This window comes from Arthrobacter sp. TB 23 (genome assembly GCF_000294595.1).
GTDB lineage: Bacteria > Actinomycetota > Actinomycetes > Actinomycetales > Micrococcaceae > Arthrobacter_D.
This window is the reverse complement of record NZ_ALPM01000078.1, coordinates 1-20215: the sequence shown is the minus strand read 5'-3', so window position 1 is coordinate 20215 and position 20215 is coordinate 1. Positions and strand designations below refer to the sequence as shown.

Below are 20215 nucleotides of genomic sequence, written 5' to 3'. Positions count from 1 at the left end.
TGGCGCGGGTGTCAACGGTGCCGGTGCCGGTGTTGACGGCGCCGGGGCTGAGGGACTCGGCCGATTTACCGCTGGCGTAGTGGGATTAGGTGCCGGCGCCTCGGAGGCGGGTGCCGGTGGGCGAATTGCGGCGGGTGTGGCCTGCTGGACGGCCAATGGCGATCCCTCGGACCGCTGCGTCTCCGCGGCGGCTGCGGCACGCTCGGGCTCAGCGATGATGCGAGCAAGCTCTTCCTCGCGCTGTTGCTCCTCAATCCCTGAAATGCGCTGCTCTTCGAGTGCTGCTGTGGTGTTGCGCAGCGAGGCCAGCTGGTCAACCAGAACGGTGCGCTCCGCCTGCCGCGACTCGACCAGTTGGGCTGCGGCGTCTGTGGCCCGCTGGTTGTCTTCCCCGGCTAGTTGGGCAGTCTCGGCCGCGTCTGCTGCCGCCTGTCGGGCAGCGGCAGCGTCCAGACGGAGTGCTTCCCACGTCTTGGCAGCGGTCTGTGCGTTTGTAAAGGTTGCGGCCCGGTTGGCTGACAAGCCGTACATGGTGGAGGCCCGGGACATAATCTCGTCGGGGTTCTCTCCACTGAGCAGCATCGTCATCCCGGGGGTAACGCCGCCCGACCGATACAGGTCGCCAGCCAACTGCCCCACCTCAACTGCTGCGGCGTCGTGGGTCAGCGCTGCCTCTTCGGCAAGGGCGGTGGTTGCAACGGCGGTGGCGCGTCGCTCGTCCAGGGCAGCGAGTGCATCAATGTAGGCACCCTGAGACTGCATCGCCGTTGTCTGTGCATCCTGAAGGTTTGCCGTGGCTTCGGCGAGGATTCCTTCGATCTCGCCCACCAATGCGGCTTTCGCCGTCGTGCTGTCCAGCGCGTCGGCGATCTCGGCTTCCGTGGGGATTGCGTTCGTCTCGGGGGCGGCCACTCCCGGAGCCAAGCCAACACCACTGAGTAGGACTGTCGTGGCGAGGACACCGACTGCTCTAAAGGAGCGCATGCGCCGCTTTCCTGATGACTGCACTATTCCCCAAATCTTCGCGCGGCGTATTACACAACAGTCACGACAGTAATGGGATGCATGTCACTTTAGCAACATTAGTCACACAGGTACCCTAAACAACAGGAGTGTCATTTGATGACGTTTGATCACGGCGTGTCGCGAAAGCGTTGGAAATTCAAGCGTGCTGGCGGCTTTCGTGAATGGCGTGCTCCGCAGGCTCGATCTGGAAGGTGCAATGCTGGGTATCGAAATGGTTACGGAGACAGTGGGTCAGCCGATCGAGCACTCGGTCCACGCCGTCTGCGTTGAGGGTGGCTTCGTCTACCACCACGTGGGCTGAAAACACCGGCACACCGGAGGTGATAGTCCACGCGTGAATGTCATGGACGCCGACGACGCCGTGCACCCCAAGGATGTGACTGCGAATCATCTCCGAGTCCACACCCTTCGGCGCCGATTCGAGCAGTACGTTGATGACATCCCTGAGGAGGCTCCAGGCCCGCGGCAGGATCATCAGCGCGATGGCTATCGACGCGAAGGTGTCGGCGGGAAGATAGCCGGTCGTTGCAATCACGACGGCGGCAACGATCACCGCTACGGAGCCCAGCAGGTCACCGAGCACCTCCAGGTACGCGCCGCGGAGGTTGAGGCTTTCGGCTTGCCCTCGACGGAGAATGAGCAGGCAGACGAGGTTGGCGACGGCACCAACCACAGCCGTGATGATCATGATGTCGGAACGGATGTCGGGGCTCGTGTTGAAGCGGCGTAGCGCTTCGATCAGGATCACGACGGCGATCACCACCAGAATGATCGCATTTGCGAGTGCCGCCAGGACCTCTGCCCGCTGGTACCCGTAGGTACTTCGCCGGGTGGCGGGGCGGGTGGCTATCCAGGAAGCGAGGAGGGCAATTGAGACGCCGGTGGCGTCGGACAGCATGTGCCCGGCATCGGCGAGCAGGGCGAGTGACCCGGACCAGATGGCCCCGACCACCTGGACCAGCACAATCGTCAGGGTGATTGCGACGACGATGACCAGCTTCCGGCGATGCTTGCCGGTCGCCGTGCCCTGGGGTAATCCGTGATCGTGCCCGTTCATAAAAACAAGTATCCGCTGTCGGGTCGAGGATGTGCGAGCAGGACTATCCCCAACCGAGCTCGTGCAGCCGCGCGTCGTCAATCCCGAAATGGTGGGCCACCTCATGGATAACCGTGATCAGGATTTCGTCAATGAGTTCTTCACGGCTGTCACAGTGCCGCAACAACGGCTGCCGGAAGATGCTGATGCTGTCCGGGAGGGATCCCGCGTCCCACCAGGAATCCCGTTCGGTCAATGGGGTGCCTTCGTAGAGCCCGAGGAGTTCGGTGTCCGGATCCTCGCCGGGGCCCGGCTCGTACTCTTCACGCACAAAGATGGCGACGTTGTTCATGGTGCGCATCAAATCTTCGGGGATCTGGTCGATCGCGTCATCCACGGCTGACTCGAAGTCTGCAAGGGTCATTTCGATGGGCACACCAACGACTGTACCGTCGGGGCAGGCCCGCCGACGGGTTCGTTTTGTGGAATCGCCAAACAGGCCCTATAGTTTTATAGGTCCACAGCAGGGGAAAATTCTTGCCTCGTGTGGTCCTGGCCCCCATCGTCTAGCGGCCTAGGACACCGCCCTTTCACGGCGGCGGCACGGGTTCGAATCCCGTTGGGGGTACGCAAGAGCAGGCTGGTTTCGGAGCACTTCGAGGCGGTCAAGAAGCGGCAGAGATGCTGGTAGGCTGAAGCTCTTGCAAAAAAGCAAGGCCCTGTAGCGCAGTTGGTTAGCGCGCCGCCCTGTCACGGCGGAGGTCGCGGGTTCAAGTCCCGTCAGGGTCGCTCAGGTTCATCAGTTTCGACTGGTTGACCGCGGTGACTGTCGTAGGATAGTTGCACGGCTCTGTAGCTCAGTTGGTAGAGCGTTCGACTGAAAATCGAAAGGTCACCGGATCGACGCCGGTCGGAGCCACCAGCTAAAACCCCCGGATAATCCGGGGGTTTTTTCTCTTTCACCGCCCTTTGTCGAGAAGTCGACTGCACAACGATGATCCTTGACGGCAAAACATGAACTGTGATTCACTTGTTGAGTACACGGAGGGGAGTACCCCCTAATAGTCCCGTCGTCATTACGGCCCCACGGTGGCCCGGCAGACAAGCCCTTTGAGGGCTGGGAGAGACCTCCGATCGATTCGATCGGAGGAATTTCATGGATGTCCCATTCTGGATTTGGGCTGCGGTACTCGGCTTCATCGTTGTCATGCTGGCTATCGACCTTTTAGCTCACCGGCGGGCTCACGTCATCGGGGTTCGAGAGGCAGCTGTCTGGTCAGGTGTGTGGGTGGCCTTCGGGGTCTCTTTCGGTGTGCTGATCTGGATGAACTGGGGTGCTGAGTTTGGCCAGCAGTATTTCGCCGGGTATCTCATTGAAAAATCCCTCTCGGTAGACAACGTCTTCGTCTGGGCTATCATTTTCAGCTACTTTGCCGTACCCCGAGAATTTCAGCACCGGGTCTTGTTCCTGGGTGTGCTGGGCGCACTTGTATTCCGCGGGATCTTCATCGCCGCCGGTGCCGTGCTGATCCAAAACTTCGCCTGGATCCTCTACGTTTTTGCCGCATTCCTGCTTTACACCGGGTATCGGATGATCCGCCAGCGAAACGACCATTTGAACCCCGAACAGTCACTGGTGTTGCGCGGGTTCCGACGCTTCGTGCCAATGAGCGAGGCGTACCACGGACAAAAGCTGCTGGTACGCCGCAACGGTGTACTGCTGGCCACTCCGCTCCTGGCAGTGCTGGTATTGATTGAGTTCACCGATGTAGTTTTCGCCGTCGACTCGATCCCGGCGATCTTCGCGGTTACTGATGAAGTGTTCCTGGTCTTCACCGCCAACGCCTTCGCCATACTGGGTCTGCGCGCCATGTACTTCCTGCTGGCGGATATGATCCACCGTTTCATCTATCTGAAGGTCGGATTGGCCCTGGTGCTGATTTGGGTCGGCATCAAGATGCTCCTCAAAATCGATCTGTTCTACATCCCCACGACTTTCTCGCTGGCGGTGGTTGCAACGATTATCGCGGTTTCCGTCGTCGCCAGCCTGCGCGCGACCCGAGGGCAGGGACGTAAATCCATCCCCCAACCGACGGATCCGCCTTTCCGGGTCGCCACGGAGGAAGAGAACGCGGAGCTGGAGCCGGTCTGGCGGGGGCGCAGGAGGGAGCTCGGCGGGTCTTCGGTCGACGCCGGAGGCACCGGCAAGGACACTGATGAAGACGTTCGCGACCCCACCGACGAGGTTGACCCGGAGTCAGCGACTAAGGGTGGCGGCGTACGATGACCGGAGCCGCATTCATTTTGTGTCGTCCCGTCGCCGCTGTCATCACCCATGATTCAGATGTCACCGTCCTGGCGCATAGCGCAGTCGGGGTGGCTTCAGAGTTAGGCTCTCCGTTGCTCTTTTTCGTCCCCATCCAGCGACCGCCGTTCACCGCCGATCCGGCGATCGTAGCGAGGATGTATCAGCGAGCATTGCGTGAAGCCGAATCCCTGGCAGCTTTGGCGCGGCCGATACTGGACGCAGCAGGGTTCTCCAGTTCCACGCGCGTTGTCTGGCACGGCAGTTGGTCGCTCAGGCGTTCACGCCCTGCCCTGACGACGGCCCTGGCCCGTGCGGTACGCAAATCGGGCGCTACTGCCGTCGTCACCCCCCTTGAACTACCCACGCGAGCCATCCGAGGTGTAAGAATCGTTCACCTGGATGCCATCAGAAAGCATCCGGCAAACTTGTTCGAAGCAACTCCCAATACGTCGAAGGGAAGAACTACTCCAATGTCCGGAATAGACAACACGAGAACGGCAATGGAGAACCCGGTCACCAGGGCGAAGACCCCGAGCACGGTCCCCGCCCAGCGTCCACCGTGGACATTTCTCACTAATCACGGCCATGTACTTTTGGCGGTGACTGCGAACTCCCGCGCCCTCGTCGAGGACATCGCTGCCACCGTTGGCATCACGGCCAGAGCAACTTTGCACATCCTTGCTGACCTGGAGGACGCCGGCTACCTCCAACGGGTGCGGGAAGGCCGCCGGACCCGATACGTCGTCCAGCCCACCCAGCACTTCCGTCACCCAGCCACAGCGCATCAGGAGATCGGTGCGCTCCTGGCAATCTTCACTCCGACCAACGTCACCCCACCCAAGGAATCGTCATGAGAAACCGAGTCACAGCTCTCCTAGGCTCTGGCCTGTTGATCATGGGCGCTCTATCCCTTGCCGGTTGCGACGACACACAACTCCCACAGCTGCCCGGAGTGGGAGATGAAGGCGGTGGGGAAGATGCCAACGAAAACGAAAACGAAAACGAAAACGAAAACGACGAGGACGAGGACGAGGACGAGGGCGACTAGTCACGAGGGCAATATGAAGCGGCAACGAGCCGCAACAAAGGTTAGCGGAGTGCCATGATCATTGCTCTCCTTGGCATTGACGGGGCTGGCAAAACCACCACCGGAAGATTGCTGACAGAACAGCTGAGAACTGCGGCCTATCCCGCAACCTTCAGCCCAAACCAGTCCGGCCGACGAAGCATGACCGCGTGGTCACATCGACGCAACCTTCAGCCGCCGGTCGTGTTGCTTGATGCAATAGAAACTGGCATCCGCTGCGTTAACGTGCTGATTTCCCACCTACGTGCCCGGCGCAGCTCGGGCGCCGTAGTTATGGACCGCTATCTCCACTGTCAGCTCGCCCTGCGCCGAGTCCGAGGCATACGTGAAGGATGGTTCCTTACCCTGCTGCTCAAAGTCATCCCCGCCCTGGATATCATCTTCTACTTCGATATCGATCCGGAGATCGCGCACGCCAGGATCGATGGCCGGGCCACGGACCAGGAAACCCTGGAGCACCTGGGTGCGTTCGATAGGGCCTACAAGGGGCTGCCCCAGTTTCCGTCCTTCATCGTGATCGACGCGACTCAATCCGCCGAACAAATCGTCGAGAATATCTTGCGGGAACTCGGAGTATGCGGTCTGGGGCTTCAGGGATGAATGCGCACCGAGGATCGCCGGATGCTGGGCGATTAGGCAGCTATCCCCGCCGATTAGGATCAAGCAGCAACGTCGAACTCTTCGCCTGACTGTTCATGCGGTGGACTGGCGCGCTCCTCCGGGCAATTATTTTCGTGCATCTCTTCGTGAACCTTGTGCTCGGCGACCATATCCAACAAATCGACTTCGCGTTCGTGGCCGGGGAATGGACCGACCCCTTTTGACGCCGAGGGTTGCCTGCTGTGGGCCAAAGAGAATGCCCCGCGCCCTGGACTGCGGGGCGCGGGGCATTCGGGAAACTACCCCAAACGGGAGCTACCTAGACGGTGTCCGGGCGGGTGTCATCGTCCTGGTTCTGGAACGGCGTGTCCTCAACCTTGGCGGGGTTGCCCCCGCTGGGGCCGGTTGATACTGAACCGGTGGACGCTGAACCTGTGGATGTTCCCTTGGCGTCATCGGCCTTGTCGCTGCGGTGCAGTGCACCGGAGACCGACTCCTTGGCCTTCTTGACGGCGCCGCCAGCCTGCTCCTGCACCTCGGGCATCTTGTGCTTCAAGGTGGAAGCGGTGTCAGCAACAGTCTCCTGCACCTTCGGGTTGTTCCACAGTTCGTCAGCTTTGGTCTTCAGCTTGTCGTAGCTGTCCCTACCGGCACGCGAGCCGAGCACATAGCCGGCGGCCATGCCTGCTGCGAATACAAGTTTGTTCTTCATGATGGTGCTCCTGTCTGATCGTTCTAAGTTCTTATTGGCTGGATGAATCGTCTGGTGTGTTCGACCCAACCAATCTTCTAAGCAACCTTAGTTTATTCGAGGTGGATCCGATAGGCCGTGTCAACGCCGCCCGGCATGGAGGGCTAGCTGGAGTTCGAATCGGATCTGGGGATTCTCCAGGTCGTCACCGAAAGCCTCGCGAAGCTGAATGAGCCGGTAGCCAACCGTCTGCGGATGAATTTCCAGTTCGGCGGCAATGGGTGCCCGCTGCCCCCAGTGCTTCAACCAGGATTGGAGAGTCTCCACGAGTCGCTCCCGCTGGGCCGGCCGCAACCCGTCCAGCGGCGCCAGCCGACGCTGGGCCAGCTCGGTGATTGCTGTGGGTTCGGCGCCAAGAATGACCTGTGCCAGATGCTCGTCGGCCCAGATGGGAGGATCCTCGGGCCCTTCACGTGGTGGGAACACTGTGGCGGCCAGAACTGCCAACCGCAACGAGTCGGGGACCCGTTCCCAGCCGGAGGCCGGCCCCACTGCTGCCGACCGTCCCTGTAGTGCCTTCGATAGCTGGCGGCGGGCCGTTGGGGTGTCGCGGGTGGGGACCAGGACCACCGCGTCTGTTTCCCGTTCCACCAACAGGGAACCGGGGTCGAGTTGGCGGCGCAGCCCCGCGGCCCGGTCAAGGGGCAGCGTGACCACGGTCATCTGTGCTGGCAAAGCCCAATCAGCCATCGATGCCGCCTGCCGCAGCGCCGCCTCGTCTGCCTGCCCGAGCAGTAGCAGTTCCAACAGCTCGGTCCTGCGCCGATCGACTGCCCCGGCACGCTCGGACTGCTCATACGCATACGCCTCGGCGCTCACCGCCGAAAGCTCGTCAATGTAGGCCAGGATTGACTCACCAAGGTTCACCACCACCTCAAGGCCCAGATCCTGCTTCATTGAGATCCGCGACATCTCACGGAAGGTCACCCGGGCACCCATCCGGTAGGCGCTCAGCAGGGCATCCATGCTGCGACCCTGCCGGAATTCCCCGCTCCCCAGCCCTGCTACCAGCTGCCTGCTCTCCTCGGACAGGGCGGGTAGTCTGGTCCCCGGCAGCTGCAGGAAGCGCTCAAGAGCTACCGCGACCCCGCGCCGTAAGCCCCGACCGAACCGACCCTCAATGGGCCTCGCATAAGTCGGAACCAGTTGCGGCACAGCCTCAATGATCGCTTCGACGACGCCCGGCATCAGGGGACGCAGCAGTGCGCTGATCTCTTCGGGTAGGGCAAGCCAGGGTGGCTCCAACGCAAGACTCGCAGCGCCGGGTGTGGTGGAACTCATGCAATGCCTCGAGGATTGTTTCGACGGGATAGTTTCCTTGGCTTAATCGTATGTCCTGCTAGGAGAACTATGGCGACCGTTATTCTAGACTTGAAGGATGATTCGGCTCCGTCAGCTTGCCCGCGCCGCATCCGTTCTGATCACTCCTCTCGCCCCTGAAGACGTACTAGCCCTCTTCAACCCGGTGTACTCGAGCCGTCAGCTGCGCGGTGTGGTTACTAAAGTCGTGTCCGAAACGCCCGATTCGGTCACCATCCACTTTCATCCCGGGTGGGGTTGGAAAGCGCACCAGGCTGGCCAGTGGGCTCGTATCGGTGTGGAACTGGATGGCGTTCGCCACTGGCGCTCCTATTCGCTAAGTGCCGCCGCAGGCGCGGATCCCGCAATTACGGTGACCGACGCCGGCGCAGTCTCGGGGGTCCTGGTACGCAATACCAAGCCGGGCGATGTCCTGTTCCTCGCTCCACCGCAGGGCGAATTTGTCCTCCCTGAACATCCCCGCCCGCTGCTCATGCTTACCGCCGGTAGCGGAATCACTCCAGTGATGTCGATGGTCCGGACTCTGGTGCCACGACGCCCGGACGCCGACGTCGTCCTGATCCACTCGGCGAGGACGCCGAAGGACAGTCTGTTCCTGGAAGAGCTGAACGAGCTGGCCGACCAGTTCTCCAATTTCCGGGTAACCCACCTGTTCACGGCGGAGCGAGGCAGGCTGGACTTTGGATCCGACGCCGAGCTGGAAGAGTTGTGCTCAGACTGGCGTGAACGTGCAGCCTATGCCTGCGGTCCTGAGGAGTTCCTCGATGACGCGGAGGCGCTGTGGGCGTCCCAACCCACGCTGTCTGCGGGCCAGGAGGCCTCGGAGGGAAGTACGCTCACCATCGAGCGGTTCAGCACCAATCTTGCCGGCGGTGAGGGGCACGACGGCGGATTGGTTCAGTTTGAGGCGTCCGACCGCGAGGTTGAAGCCGATGGCGATACACCCCTGCTCGACGTCGGCGAGGACGCTGGCGTGCTGATGCCCAGCGGATGCCGGATGGGCATTTGCCATAGTTGTCTTACCCCGTTGCGAGCCGGTCAGGTCCGCGATCTCCGCACGGGGGAAGTTCATGGGGAACCCGGCCAATTAATTCAGACGTGTGTTTCGGCAGCAGCCGGACCCGTCAATCTGGACCTTTAAGGAGCACCACCGTATGACGACACTGACCGAACGCACTGAGACGAAGCCCGTAGTGACCCGGCCCGGGGCGCTCGCTGCAACCGGGCATCCGCTGGTGAGGCCGCCAGCAGCAGCGCATCTGTCCGATGAACAGATTGCGGAGCTGGGACGCGAGCTCGATGCAGTCCGCGACGAGGTGCTCGCCAAGCGTGGAGCCACCGACGCCGCTTACATCCGGCGGGTCATCAAGGTTCAGCGCGGCCTGGAAATTGCGGGCCGTGCTTCCCTGTTGGTGGGCCGCAACAAGGCGGCGTGGGTGGCAGGCACAGCTATGCTCAGTGTCGCCAAGATCCTTGAAAACATGGAAATTGGGCACAACGTGCTCCATGGCCAGTGGGACTGGATGAGGGATCCTGACATTCACTCCACCACCTGGGAGTGGGACTTCGTGACTCCTGCCAGGTCCTGGCAGCACACCCACAATGACCTGCACCACCGTTGGACCAACGTGGTGGGCAAGGACCGGGACGTCGGCTACAACCTGCTGCGCATGGATGCCGATCAGCCGTGGACCCCCTTCAACCTGGGCAACCCGCTCTATAACGCGATCCTGGCGCCAGTCTTCGAGTGGGGAATTGCTCTCTACGACCTGGAAATCCCCGAGTACAAAGAGGGCCTGAAGTCCAAGGAGGACATGTCGAGGGACCTCAAGGCGGTTGGCGTCAAAGCGGTAAAGCAATTCACCAAGGATTACGCTGCTACGCCCGCTGTTGCGATGTTGACTGGTTCCGGAAAGCAGGCGCTCTACGGTACGCTCGCCGCCAATGCGATCCGCAACGTCTGGGCGCACGCGGTGATCTTCTGTGGACACTTCCCCGAGGGCACCGACACGTTCACCGAGGAAATGGTTGAAGGCGAAACCCGCGGCGACTGGTACGTCCGCCAAATGATCGGTTCGGCCAACATCTCTGGCTCCAAGTTCATGCACCTGATGACCGGCAACCTGTCGCACCAGGTGGAGCATCACTGCTTCCCCGACCTGCCATCGAACCGCTACGCCGAAGTTGCTGTGAAGGTGAAGGAAATCTGCAACCGCTACGGATTGCCCTACACCACCGGGCCCCTGCCAAAGCAGGTTGCGTCAACCTGGGCGAAGGTCTTCAAGCTGGCACTTCCCGAAAAGGGACGGTTCTCGCTGCGTCAGAAGGTTACTGCCTAACGTTTGGTGAGCTACCGCTCAGAAGGCGCCCCGGTCGAGGAGAAGACCGGGGCGCTCGTGCGTTAAGTAACATGTCAGTGGGAAGTCAAATGAATCGGGAGATGCCTGGGTGTTGGGATCGCGTGTCACAGTTGCTGCCGTGTGCGCGCTTGCCTTCTCGCTCACCGGTTGTGGTGACTCCGGCCCTGAGCCGAAAGGCACCGCGATTGAACTTCCCGACCTCACCACTGACCCACCCACCGACGAACCCTCCGCTCCGGCTGAGGATTCCCTCGCCGAAACCGCCGACCCGGAGAGTTCTCCCGGCTCCTCATCACCTGACAACTCAGGGGACAGCGGATCCGTGGGCACCAGCATGAAGGACTGCGTCATTGTGGCCGCCGGGGTTTCCTCGATCCTGCTGGCGCCGTTGAGCTTCATGGGATCTTCGGATGATGAAACGGTCGAACGGCTCCACAACCAGATCGACGATGTGCGGTCAATGGTTCCCCCGGAGCTGGCTGACGATTTCGACCGGCTGCAGGAGGTCGTCACGGCCAGTACCGAAAATGGGGGGAGTTTCGACGAAGCCTCCTACCGGGAGGCCGTGGCACCCGTTGAGCAGTGGCTGCACGAGCATTGCAACAAGCCCGTTCAGTAGTCGCCGTCGACGGGGGCCCCCTGGCAGTGCCTTCCAGGGCAGGTACCCGTTAGGCTGGGCTCAACGAAAGGGTGCAACGCCGATGGATGAGAACAGGACACCACCACCCAGCCACCGACCGGCTGAGCCGCTTCCCGGCGTCGCTGACGGGCCGCTCCCGCGGGAGACCGGGACCACCGTCAGCACGGTTGATGCGACGGGTGGGAAAACTACCATTGCCGACCCTGCGGTCGCCAAGGTCGCCGCCATTACTGCCGGGAAAGTTCCGGGTGTTTTCAGCCTCGGAACCGGGGCCGGTAGGGCGCTAGGCGCGATCCGCGACGCCGTCGGCGGCAACGACCTGAGCCAGGGTGTGCAGGTGGAGGTAGGGGAGACCCAGGTAGCGGTGGACGTTGTCCTGGTGGCTGAGTACGGTTACCCCCTCACCACCGTCGCCGATCAGGTGAGGTCGGCTGTCTATCAGGGGGTCCAGGAACTGGTGGGGCTGCAGGTTATCGAAGTGAACGTGGAGATCACCGATGTCCACGTACCCGGCCTCAATGACCCCAAAACCCCCGACAAACCCCGCCCCGCAGCTAGTTAGGCCATCACTATGACCCCCACCGTAGTCGGTATGGCGCTTGGCGCCGTCCTCGCATTCACTGCCCTGACCTTCGGGTTTTGGGGATTCCTCCTCATGGCCCTCTTCGTCGCAGTGGGCGCGCTGCTGGGTCGGGTTGCCGAGGGCAAAGTGGACCTGGCCAGCGTCCGCGACGCCCTCACGGGCCGACGCTCCTCCTCGTGAGCGCGGCACCACCGGGTCTCGCGGGGCACAACCGGATCAGCACTCAGGCGCTCACCAGTACCGCGCGGGCGGTTGCTGCCGACGTCTTCGGTGTTCCAGCCCAGCAGATCCGCGCGAGCTGGTCCGACGACCAGGGGCTGCTGGCCCTGCGCCTCGCGCTTCCCATCGGCGTCCCGTCCCTCACCCGTACGCTCCAGGATCCATCCCTGGTCACCGGGGTGGGTGGATCGATCTGGGACCGCACGCACGCGGCGAAAGCTCTCGTGCTGCAACAGGTAGCCCAGCTCAGTGGTTCACGGCTGAGTCGGGTCGACATCAGAATCACCGGCATCATGGCGGCTGAGGGGGGACGTGCCAGGTGAATGAACGCACTGCCCAGCTGACCCGCAAGGTGGTCCGCCGTGAACTGCATTCATCGCGCGCGCTACCAGCGGTCGCCGTCGCCATCCTGATCTCAGTCATCTGCCTGTACGTGATGTTCGAGGCTGCGCTGAAGGCAACCGGCCAGAATGCCTGGCTGGTCAGCCCGGAGCAGGTGGCAGCGTGGCTGGGGGACCTGCCCGACAATGTCCAGCTGGCCCCGTTGGTGGGCGCCGGGTTGCTGATGTTCCTGATTGGCCTCCTGTGCTTTCTTAGCGCCGTTCTGCCGGGGCGCCTGGCGCGCCATGCCATTCCCAACCAGCGCACCGGGATCGTGGTCGATGCTGAAGTGCTCGCCTCGGCCCTGGCCCGCCGCGCGCGGGTGGCCGCCGGGGTGACCCCGGATCAGGTGATGGTCACCGTGGGGCGTCGGGCCGTCGATGTTCAGGTGCGTCCGACGTCGGGCGTGCCGGTCGACGTCGAACGCATCCGTAGCGTCGTCGAGGACGAACTGCGGCTGACATCCGTCGCGCCGGTCCCGGCGGTGCGGGTAGCCGTCGCGCCTTCAGGGGTGATTGGCCAGTGAACCAGACACCACGGATCCTCAATCGGTTGTTACTGGGTCTCATCGGCGCCCTCCTGATGGCTGCGGGAGTGGCAACGACTCTGTTGATGTTCCCGGCGGCAGCCCGCTGGTGGCGATCGGTTGCTGCCGATCTCGGCGAGGGAATCGACGGGTTGCTGCGGCAGACCACGCTCGACGGACAACGGGATAGCTGGCTCTGGATAGTGCTGGCGCTCGTCATGCTGCTGATTGTGGCGTGCATGGTCGGTTGGATCGCCGCGCAGGGGCGTGGGCGCTCCGGAACATTGGCCCAGGATGACAGCCATGCGGATGCCAGCGGGCAGGCTGCCGGTCGGGTGATAATCAACGGGTCGGTCGCGGAGCAGGCGCTGAAGGCAGCCCTGCAGGAGCGCGGGGATCTCGTGAATGCAGCGGTCACCACCTACGTGTTCGATGGGGAACCGGCCTTGAGAATCAGGGTCTTCCCACGATCGGGGGTATCTCCGCACGAGGTGGCGACCGAGGTCACTGACCTGGTCAGAGCCCTCGACCTGCTGGTGGGACGCCAGACGCCGGTGCTGATCAGTATCAGCGCCGGCGCCCGGACCCGTTTCACCCGGACGGAGCGGGTGCGCTAACCATCAGGAACTGAGCGGCACCAACCACACGGACGCGTTGGTGGTGAGGCGCCCGCCGTCGACCGCTGACCCGTCACTGGCCAGGATCACCCGGTGGTCATTGGGCAACTCGATCGTCGCGGCCCCCATGTTGGCAAGCACCAGGACAACCCCGTTGCGGTAGGAGAGGACACCCTCCTGCGGGCTGTTCAGCGGAGTCCATTCCAGGTTCCCACGACCCAGCTCGTGGCTGCGGCGCAGGCCCAGTGCATCGCGGTACAGCTCGTAGGTGGAGCCCGAGACATCTACCTGGGTGTCGGCCGCGTAGCCGGCGAAGCTTGTCGGTTGCGGGAGCCAGGGGGCGGCGCCCGGCGCGCTCACGGCGTCGTACATTCCGAATCCGAAGCCGGGAGCCTCCGCAAGCCAGGGCAGGGGAACCCGGCAGCCATCGCGGCCGATCTCCGTGCCGTTGGTCCGGGCGAAGGTCGGGTCCTCGCGGACGCCGTCGGGAAGGGTCGTGTGCTCGGGAAGCCCGAGCTCGTCCCCCTGATAAATGTAGGCGGAACCGGGTAGGCCCAGCATTACCAGCGCGGCCGCCCGGCCGCGGGAGAGCCCCAACGCCTCGTCAGGCTGCTCGTGGTCAGTTCCGAGACCCTTGGGGAACTGGGTAGGGTCCTCCAGGCCGAACCGGCTGGTGTGGCGGACCGTGTCGTGGTTGGACATCACCCAGGTGCTTGGCGCTCCCACCTTCCCCGCCTCGGTCAGCGATTCGGTGATGCTCTCCGTCAACTGGGCAGCATCCCAGCCCGCCAGCAGGAAATCAAAGTTGAACGCCTGCTGCATTTCATCGTGACGGACATAGCGGAACAGCCGTTCCGCAGGTTCCACCCAAGCTTCGGCAACCAGCATCCGATCGCCGTCGTACTGCGCCAGGACCCTGTTCCACTCACGGTAAATCTCGTGCACGCCCGGCTGATCGAAATAGGGCGGGGTTTGATTGAGATCTGCATCGGATTTATCCGAGTTCCCGCCGTCGATCATCTGGGTTTGCTCCGCCCAGTCCGGCAGACCTTCGGCCTTGACCATGCCGTGAGCGACGTCGATGCGGAAGCCGTCCACCCCGCGGTCCAGCCAAAACCGCAGCACAGACACCATTTCCGCGCGCACCTCAGGGTTGTCCCAGTTGAGGTCCGGCTGCTTGGTGTCGAACAGGTGCAGGTACCACTGACCGTCCTCCAGCCTCGTCCAGGCGTTGCCACCGAAGATGGACTGCCAGTTGTTGGGCGGCAGTTCCCCGTGGGCGCCCTTGCCGTCCCGGAAGATGTACCGGTCGCGTTCCGGCGAATCGAGGGCCGCATGCTTGGCGGATTTGAACCATTCGTGTTCGTCGGAGGTGTGGTTCGGGACCAGGTCCACAATCACCTTCATGCCGGACTCGTGGGCTTCAGCGAGCATTGAGTCGAAGTCGGCCAGGGTGCCAAACAGCGGGTCAACGTCGCGGTAATCGGCGACGTCGTATCCGGCGTCCGCCTGCGGGGAGACATAGAACGGTGAGAGCCAGATGGCATCCACTCCGAGCTTCCGTAGATAGGGGAGCCGACTCCTGACACCCGGCAGGTCCCCCATGCCATCAGCATTGCCGTCCGCGAAGGAGCGGGGATAGATCTGGTAGATCACCGCGTCCGCCCACCACGGGCTGAGGGTTGTTGGAGTATCGGTCGAGCGGCTGACTGCAGGTGCAGAGGCGGTCATTGACTCTCCTTGGAGAAATCGGGAGTGGGGGAAAGGGATGCTGAGGTGCACGTCACGATTTGGTATCAAACACTGTGACATCTGGCACAAGTATTGTCCTGTAATACGTAAGCGCTTACATTCATTTTACCAAACGCTGAGGCGGGGCGGGTTTTGCAGGCTGCCACCGCCAGACAAAGGAGTCTATTCATGGCGACATTTCGCACAAAGAAAACGCTGCTGCCAATCGCGGCACTGAGCGTACTGACACTGGGCCTCTCCGCATGCGGCAGGGGGTCCGGGGACGACGGCGGCGGCGGCGGAGGCGGCGACGAGCCCGCAGCCGACTGTGCGTCCTACGAGAGCTACGGCACCTTCGAGGACGCCGAGGTCAGCGTCTACTCCACCATTGTGGACACTGAGGCAGAACTGCTCGAAAATTCCTGGGCAGACTTTTCCGAGTGCACTGGGGTTGAAGTGGTGTACGAGGGTTCGAAGGAGTTCGAGACACAGATTGGGGTCCGCTCGCAGGCAGGAAACCCCCCAGACATCGCGATCTTCCCACAGCCTGGCCTGCTGGCTGCCGAAGTCGCGGGCGGCAATGTCCTGCCCGCACCGGCCGAGGTCGAGGCGCTGGTTGATGAGAACTGGACCGAGGACTGGAAGGGATATGGCACGGTCGACGACGTCTTCTATGGTGCGCCGATGCTCGCCAATATCAAGGGTTACGTCTGGTATGACCCAACGGTGTTCACGGACATGGGCTGGGAAGTCCCTGAGACCCTCGACGACATGATGACACTCACCGAGGACATCGCGGCCGACGGCACCATGAAACCGTGGTGTGCTGGTTTCGAATCCGGCGAAGCCACGGGTTGGCCCGGGACCGATTGGGTGGAGGACTACGTGCTGCGCCAGGCAGGTCCGGAGGTTTACGACCAGTGGGTGAACCATGAGATCCCCTTCAACGATCCGCAAATCGCTGAAGCCTTCGACGCGGTGGGGGAGATCCTGAAGAACGAGGAATACGTCAACGGGGGAATTGGAGATGTGCGGTCGATCCTTTCCACCCCGTTCGCTGATGCAGGGCAGCCAGTTCTCGACGGAACTTGCGCTATGCACCACCAGGCATCGTTCCAGGCTGCCAACTGGCCCGAAGGCACCGAGGTATCCGAAGACGGCGACGTGTGGGCGTTCATGACACCGGGCGTTGAGGCTGGTGGCGGAGCAATCACCGGTGGTGGCGAAATCATCGCTGCCTATGCCGACCGTGAAGAGGTTGTCGCCTTTCAGTCGTTCATGGCCAGCGGCGAGTTTGCCAATGCCAGGGTGTCCCAGGGCAGCGGAATCAGTGCCAACCTGGCACTTGACCCATCGGTTGCAACGTCCGACCTGGATCGTCAATCCATCGAACTGCTGCAAAACGAGGACACCGTCTTCCGCTTTGACGCATCCGACCTGATGCCGGGCGCTGTTGGTGCCAACTCCTTCTGGAGCGGCATCGTGGAGTGGATCAACGGTTCGGAGACCGAGGAGGTCCTCGACACCATCGAAAGCTCCTGGCCGCAGTAGTTCAAGAGCGAGCCCGGCGTTCCTTCGTCAAGGAGGAACGCCGGGCTTGTCCTGACATTTTCCACACCGTGCTCGGTGCCGTGTCGTTCGCAAAAGCGCGTTTTGCATCACCCTTTATCGCACCAAGGAGGCTGCGCAATGGAGGACCTAGGCAATAAGTTCCTGCAGGTGGTGGTGGCTCTGGCCATTTTCGCCGCCATTATCGGATTAATCATGCTCATCGTTGACCGGGCACCCAAGTCGTTCCGGGATAAAGCGACAGTCATTGGTTTCCTCGCCCCGGCAGCGATCCTGCTTGTCGTCGGGATGATCTGGCCTGCAGTCCAGACGTCCCTGCTGGCTTTTACCGACCGTGATGGCAACCTCAACGGTATCGAGAACTTCGTGTGGATGTTCACTGAACCAACCGCGCTGATTACTTTGCGCAACACGGTGCTCTGGGTCATCCTGGTGCCACTTCTGGCATCCGGTATTGGGCTGGTGTACGCCGTCTTCATCGACAAAGCCAAGGGCGAGCGCACCCTGAAAGCACTGGTCTTCATGCCAATGGCCATTTCAATGGTGGGCGCCGGCGTCATCTGGCGATTTGTGTACGCCTACAAGGGTCCGGAGCAGGAGCAAATCGGTCTGCTGAACCAGATCCTGGTGTGGTTTGGTGGCGAACCTCAGCAGTTCCTCCTCGACGCGCCCGGCAACACCTTTTTCATGATCGCTGTGATGGTTTGGATCCAGGTTGGCTTCGCGATGGTGATCCTCTCGGCCGCCATCAAGGGCATTCCCATGGAGATTGTTGAGGCGGCCAGGCTGGATGGCGCGTCAGCGTGGCAACAGTTCCGTGACATCACCATTCCCTCCATTCGGGGAGCGCTGGTCGTGGTGGTCACCACTATTACCATCATCACCTTGAAGGTCTTCGACATTGTCCGCACCATGACCGCGGGTAACTACGACACCTCGGTAATCGCCAACGAAATGTACACCCAGGCATTCAGGGCCAATGAACCCGGTCGCGGCGCGGCGCTGGCACTCGTTCTGTTCCTCATGGTGCTCCCGGTGGTCGTATACAACGCACGCGTACTCAAGCAGCAGAGGCAGATCCGATGAGCTCGACGCCGACTATTCCCCCAGTTCCCGCATCAGCCCAGCCCGGGGAAACCCCGGCCGGTGCGCAGCCGCCCATCACCCGCCGGGTTAAGCAGAAGCTCACTTCCCGGGGTGCAACCATCGCGGCGATCATCATTGCTACCGTGTGGACTATCCCCACCCTGGGCCTCCTGATTTCCTCCTTCAGACCTGAGGAGAACATCCAGCGCAACGGCTGGTGGAACGTGTTCGGGGATCGCGAGCTCACGGCCGATAATTACGTGGATGTGCTGGTATCCGGGGGGAGCCAGTCGCCGAACCTTGGCCAGTACTTCGTGAACTCGCTGGCAATCGTCATTCCCGCCACAATCATCCCGCTCGTGATCGCCGCCATGGCGGCTTACATGTTCGCCTGGGGAAAGTTCAGGGGGAAAGACACGATGTTCGTGTTCATTTTCGCCCTCCAGATCATTCCCCTCCAGATGGCGCTGATACCGCTCCTGAGCCTGTTCGTGAACCTTCAGATCGGTGATTTCCAGTTACTGCCGTCAGGATCCTACGCCCAACTGTGGATCGCGCACTCAATTTTCGCCCTCCCCCTCGCCATCTTCCTGCTCCATAACTTCATAGCTGAGATACCCGGTGAAGTCATCGAGGCGGCCCGGGTGGACGGCGCGGGTCACGCCACCATCTTCTGGCGCATCATCATCCCGCTGTCAGTTCCGGCACTCGCCTCCTACGCCATCTTCCAGTTCCTGTGGGTCTGGAATGACCTGCTGGTCGCGCTGGTCTTCTCCGGTGGCACGCCCGACGTCGCCCCCATCACCCAGCGGTTGGCGGAACTCACCGGCACGCGCGGCGGCGAATGGCACAGGCTCACCGCTGGTGCCTTCGTGTCGATGATCGTTCCGCTGCTGGTCTTCTTCGGCCTACAGCGCTACTTTGTTCGCGGTCTGCTGGCGGGCGGCCTTAAGGGATGAACCGATGACCAGCATTGACGACGTCGCAAAATCCCTTGGTGTCTCAACGGCGACCGTTTCCCGGGCGCTCCGCGGGCTGCCCGGAGTGTCCGCCAGCACCCGGTTGCGGGTGCAATGTGCCGCAGAGGAGCTCGGCTACGTGCCGTCGTCGTCTGCGTCGGGTCTGGCGTCCGGCCGGACTATGGCGATGGGAGTGCTGCTGCCGCAGATTGAACGCTGGTATTTCTCGGCGGTGCTGGAGGGGGTGGATCGCCAGCTCCGTGCAGCCGGATATGACCTGGTGGTGTTCAGCCTGGGCGGGTCGGGGGTCAACCGGCAACGGGTGTTCCACCGGTCCATCCTGCGCAAACGCATCGATGCGCTCCTCGTGATGTGCATGGAGCTGACGGATGATGAACTCCGATCGCTGCAAGCCCTGGATTCGCCCACCATCGTGGTGGGCGGATCCGTCCGGGGAGTCCGTCATGTGGGAATTGACGACGACGCCGCGGCCCGGGACGCCGTCGAGCATCTAATTGCCCTGGGGCACACTGACATTGCACACCTGCGGGGCGGCGGGTCCTTTGGTATCGAGTTCGAGGTGCCCCGCATCCGTGAGGAGGCGTATCTTTCCACGATGGCCCGGCATGGGCTGCCCGTCCGACCGGAGTGGTCAGTGTTCGGGGACTTCCGTTTCAAACGTGGAAAGGCGGCGGCGCTAACCCTCCTGCAGGATCCGGCTGATCGGCCAACGGCAGTGTTTTGCTCCTCGGACGAGATGGCCTTCGGCGTGATCAGTGCAGCCGCCGATCTAGGGATCAGCATCCCCGGGCAGCTTTCGGTGGTGGGAATCGACGACCACGAATTCGCGGACCCGCTGAGCCTGACGACCATCCGGCAAAGCCCCGAGGAGCAGGGGGCGTATGCGGCTGATCTCCTGCTTGCCGAGCTCGAGGGGGGCGTGCCCGTTGCCGCCCCGGCACCCCGTCCGCACGAGCTGATCATCAGGACGTCAACCGGGCCGCCGCGCTACCTGTCCGCTAGGTGACTACCCCGCCCACTGAATCAAGCTTTCGCTGGGCAGATACGTAACGCTCCACTGGATGGTGCGATTCGGTGGGCAACCGGGTAGATAGAATCGGCGGATGGCTACCGAACTGATGTACCTGAACGACTTCGATGTGTTGACCGGCGCCGCACGCGTGCAGTCGGTCAGCGTCGACGACGACGGCCGCACCGACGTCGTCCTGGACCGGACCTGCTTCTACCCCCGCGGTGGTGGCCAGGACTGGGATACCGGCGCGATCAGGGGAGCCGCCGGGGAGTTCGCGGTGGAGGAGGTCCGGTTGGACCCCGAAGGTATGGTCCACCACCTCGGAAACGGGCCAATCGCCGTCGGGGACGAAGTGTCGCTGGCGGTCGACACGACCAGGCGGG

24 protein-coding genes and 3 tRNA genes are annotated in these 20215 nt (G+C 62.3%); 21 read left to right on the top strand and 6 right to left on the bottom strand.

Annotation, left to right across the window (positions count from 1 at the left end; genetic code table 11):
* From B384_RS18765 to B384_RS0111850, 3 genes are all read right to left on the bottom strand, one after another.
* Positions 1-984 (bottom strand): hypothetical protein (locus B384_RS18765; protein WP_019483329.1); only part of this gene is annotated, 984 nt, incomplete at its 3' end.
* Between the two features lie 178 nt (positions 985-1162).
* The gene (locus B384_RS0111855; protein ID WP_019483328.1) at positions 1163-2083 is read right to left on the bottom strand and encodes a cation diffusion facilitator family transporter; all 921 of its coding nucleotides are present in this window, start codon (positions 2081-2083) and stop codon (positions 1163-1165) included.
* 43 nt (positions 2084-2126) lie between these two features.
* On the bottom strand, positions 2127-2486 hold the full coding sequence (locus tag B384_RS0111850) for a metallopeptidase family protein (protein ID WP_019483327.1): 360 nt from the start codon (positions 2484-2486) through the stop codon (positions 2127-2129).
* Between the two features lie 131 nt (positions 2487-2617).
* Here B384_RS0111850 and B384_RS0111845 point away from each other — a divergent pair.
* From B384_RS0111845 to B384_RS21295, 8 genes are all read left to right on the top strand, one after another.
* Positions 2618-2690 (top strand) — tRNA-Glu (locus B384_RS0111845).
* An 87-nt stretch (positions 2691-2777) separates the two neighbouring features.
* Positions 2778-2851 (top strand) — tRNA-Asp (locus B384_RS0111840).
* Between the two features lie 57 nt (positions 2852-2908).
* Positions 2909-2984 (top strand) — tRNA-Phe (locus tag B384_RS0111835).
* A 234-nt stretch (positions 2985-3218) separates the two neighbouring features.
* Positions 3219-4349 carry a TerC family protein gene (locus B384_RS0111830; protein WP_019483326.1) on the top strand — a complete coding sequence of 377 codons (1131 nt, stop codon included), beginning with the start codon at positions 3219-3221 and terminating at the stop codon, positions 4347-4349.
* Positions 4346-5224 (top strand): helix-turn-helix transcriptional regulator, encoded by an 879-nt coding sequence (locus B384_RS21415; RefSeq protein ID WP_337459703.1) that lies wholly within the window; start codon positions 4346-4348, stop codon positions 5222-5224. The genes B384_RS0111830 and B384_RS21415 overlap by 4 nt, the downstream gene beginning before the upstream one ends.
* Complete coding sequence (locus tag B384_RS0111820) at positions 5221-5418, top strand: hypothetical protein (RefSeq protein ID WP_019483324.1); 198 nt, start codon at positions 5221-5223, stop codon at positions 5416-5418. Before B384_RS21415 ends, B384_RS0111820 begins: the two co-directional genes overlap by 4 nt.
* Positions 5419-5472: 54 nt before the next feature.
* Entirely contained in the window at positions 5473-6057 is a 585-nt protein-coding gene (locus B384_RS0111815; RefSeq protein ID WP_019483323.1) for a dTMP kinase, read from the top strand.
* Between the two features lie 95 nt (positions 6058-6152).
* Positions 6153-6281 carry a hypothetical protein gene (locus tag B384_RS21295; RefSeq protein WP_019483322.1) on the top strand — a complete coding sequence of 43 codons (129 nt, stop codon included), beginning with the start codon at positions 6153-6155 and terminating at the stop codon, positions 6279-6281.
* Positions 6282-6376: 95 nt separating this feature from the next.
* Here B384_RS21295 and B384_RS19765 read toward each other — a convergent pair whose 3' ends face one another.
* Together B384_RS19765 and B384_RS0111800 are read right to left on the bottom strand one after the other, a co-directional pair.
* The gene (locus B384_RS19765; protein ID WP_019483321.1) at positions 6377-6769 is read right to left on the bottom strand and encodes a YtxH domain-containing protein; all 393 of its coding nucleotides are present in this window, start codon (positions 6767-6769) and stop codon (positions 6377-6379) included.
* Between the two features lie 120 nt (positions 6770-6889).
* The gene (locus B384_RS0111800) at positions 6890-8089 is read right to left on the bottom strand and encodes a PucR family transcriptional regulator (RefSeq protein ID WP_019483320.1); all 1200 of its coding nucleotides are present in this window, start codon (positions 8087-8089) and stop codon (positions 6890-6892) included.
* A 97-nt stretch (positions 8090-8186) separates the two neighbouring features.
* On the opposite strand from B384_RS0111800, the gene B384_RS0111795 reads away from it, so the two are divergent.
* The 8 genes from B384_RS0111795 (at position 8187) to B384_RS0111760 (ending at position 13454) form a co-directional block, all read left to right on the top strand.
* Positions 8187-9269 carry a ferredoxin reductase gene (locus B384_RS0111795; RefSeq protein WP_019483319.1) on the top strand — a complete coding sequence of 361 codons (1083 nt, stop codon included), beginning with the start codon at positions 8187-8189 and terminating at the stop codon, positions 9267-9269.
* Positions 9270-9282: 13 nt separating this feature from the next.
* Positions 9283-10467 (top strand): fatty acid desaturase family protein, encoded by a 1185-nt coding sequence (locus B384_RS0111790; RefSeq protein WP_019483318.1) that lies wholly within the window; start codon positions 9283-9285, stop codon positions 10465-10467.
* Between the two features lie 139 nt (positions 10468-10606).
* Positions 10607-11107 carry a hypothetical protein gene (locus B384_RS0111785; RefSeq protein WP_156809080.1) on the top strand — a complete coding sequence of 167 codons (501 nt, stop codon included), beginning with the start codon at positions 10607-10609 and terminating at the stop codon, positions 11105-11107.
* 82 nt (positions 11108-11189) lie between these two features.
* Positions 11190-11690, top strand: a complete 501-nt coding sequence (locus B384_RS0111780) for an Asp23/Gls24 family envelope stress response protein (protein WP_019483316.1) — start codon at positions 11190-11192, stop codon at positions 11688-11690.
* A 9-nt stretch (positions 11691-11699) separates the two neighbouring features.
* The gene (locus B384_RS0111775; protein WP_019483315.1) at positions 11700-11891 is read left to right on the top strand and encodes a DUF2273 domain-containing protein; all 192 of its coding nucleotides are present in this window, start codon (positions 11700-11702) and stop codon (positions 11889-11891) included.
* Complete coding sequence (locus tag B384_RS0111770; protein ID WP_019483314.1) at positions 11888-12253, top strand: hypothetical protein; 366 nt, start codon at positions 11888-11890, stop codon at positions 12251-12253. The genes B384_RS0111775 and B384_RS0111770 overlap by 4 nt, the downstream gene beginning before the upstream one ends.
* Positions 12250-12837, top strand: a complete 588-nt coding sequence (locus tag B384_RS0111765; protein ID WP_019483313.1) for a DUF6286 domain-containing protein — start codon at positions 12250-12252, stop codon at positions 12835-12837. The genes B384_RS0111770 and B384_RS0111765 overlap by 4 nt, the downstream gene beginning before the upstream one ends.
* The gene (locus B384_RS0111760; RefSeq protein ID WP_019483312.1) at positions 12834-13454 is read left to right on the top strand and encodes a hypothetical protein; all 621 of its coding nucleotides are present in this window, start codon (positions 12834-12836) and stop codon (positions 13452-13454) included. Before B384_RS0111765 ends, B384_RS0111760 begins: the two co-directional genes overlap by 4 nt.
* Before the next feature lie 3 nt (positions 13455-13457).
* Here the strand turns inward: B384_RS0111760 and B384_RS0111755 are convergent, their stop codons facing one another.
* Positions 13458-15185 carry a glycoside hydrolase family 13 protein gene (locus tag B384_RS0111755; RefSeq protein WP_019483311.1) on the bottom strand — a complete coding sequence of 576 codons (1728 nt, stop codon included), beginning with the start codon at positions 15183-15185 and terminating at the stop codon, positions 13458-13460.
* 189 nt (positions 15186-15374) lie between these two features.
* Here B384_RS0111755 and B384_RS0111750 point away from each other — a divergent pair, with 189 nt between their 5' ends.
* The 5 genes from B384_RS0111750 to B384_RS0111730 all read left to right on the top strand — a co-directional run.
* Positions 15375-16736, top strand: coding sequence for an ABC transporter substrate-binding protein (locus tag B384_RS0111750; protein ID WP_019483310.1), 1362 nt, complete (start codon positions 15375-15377; stop codon positions 16734-16736).
* A 138-nt stretch (positions 16737-16874) separates the two neighbouring features.
* Positions 16875-17840 carry a carbohydrate ABC transporter permease gene (locus B384_RS0111745; protein ID WP_019483309.1) on the top strand — a complete coding sequence of 322 codons (966 nt, stop codon included), beginning with the start codon at positions 16875-16877 and terminating at the stop codon, positions 17838-17840.
* Entirely contained in the window at positions 17837-18799 is a 963-nt protein-coding gene (locus B384_RS0111740; RefSeq protein ID WP_019483308.1) for a carbohydrate ABC transporter permease, read from the top strand. The genes B384_RS0111745 and B384_RS0111740 overlap by 4 nt, the downstream gene beginning before the upstream one ends.
* A gap of 4 nt (positions 18800-18803) precedes the next feature.
* On the top strand, positions 18804-19826 hold the full coding sequence (locus B384_RS0111735; RefSeq protein ID WP_019483307.1) for a LacI family DNA-binding transcriptional regulator: 1023 nt from the start codon (positions 18804-18806) through the stop codon (positions 19824-19826).
* A gap of 97 nt (positions 19827-19923) precedes the next feature.
* Positions 19924-20215: alanine--tRNA ligase-related protein (locus B384_RS0111730; RefSeq protein WP_026041151.1), on the top strand; the 292-nt coding region annotated here is incomplete at its 3' end.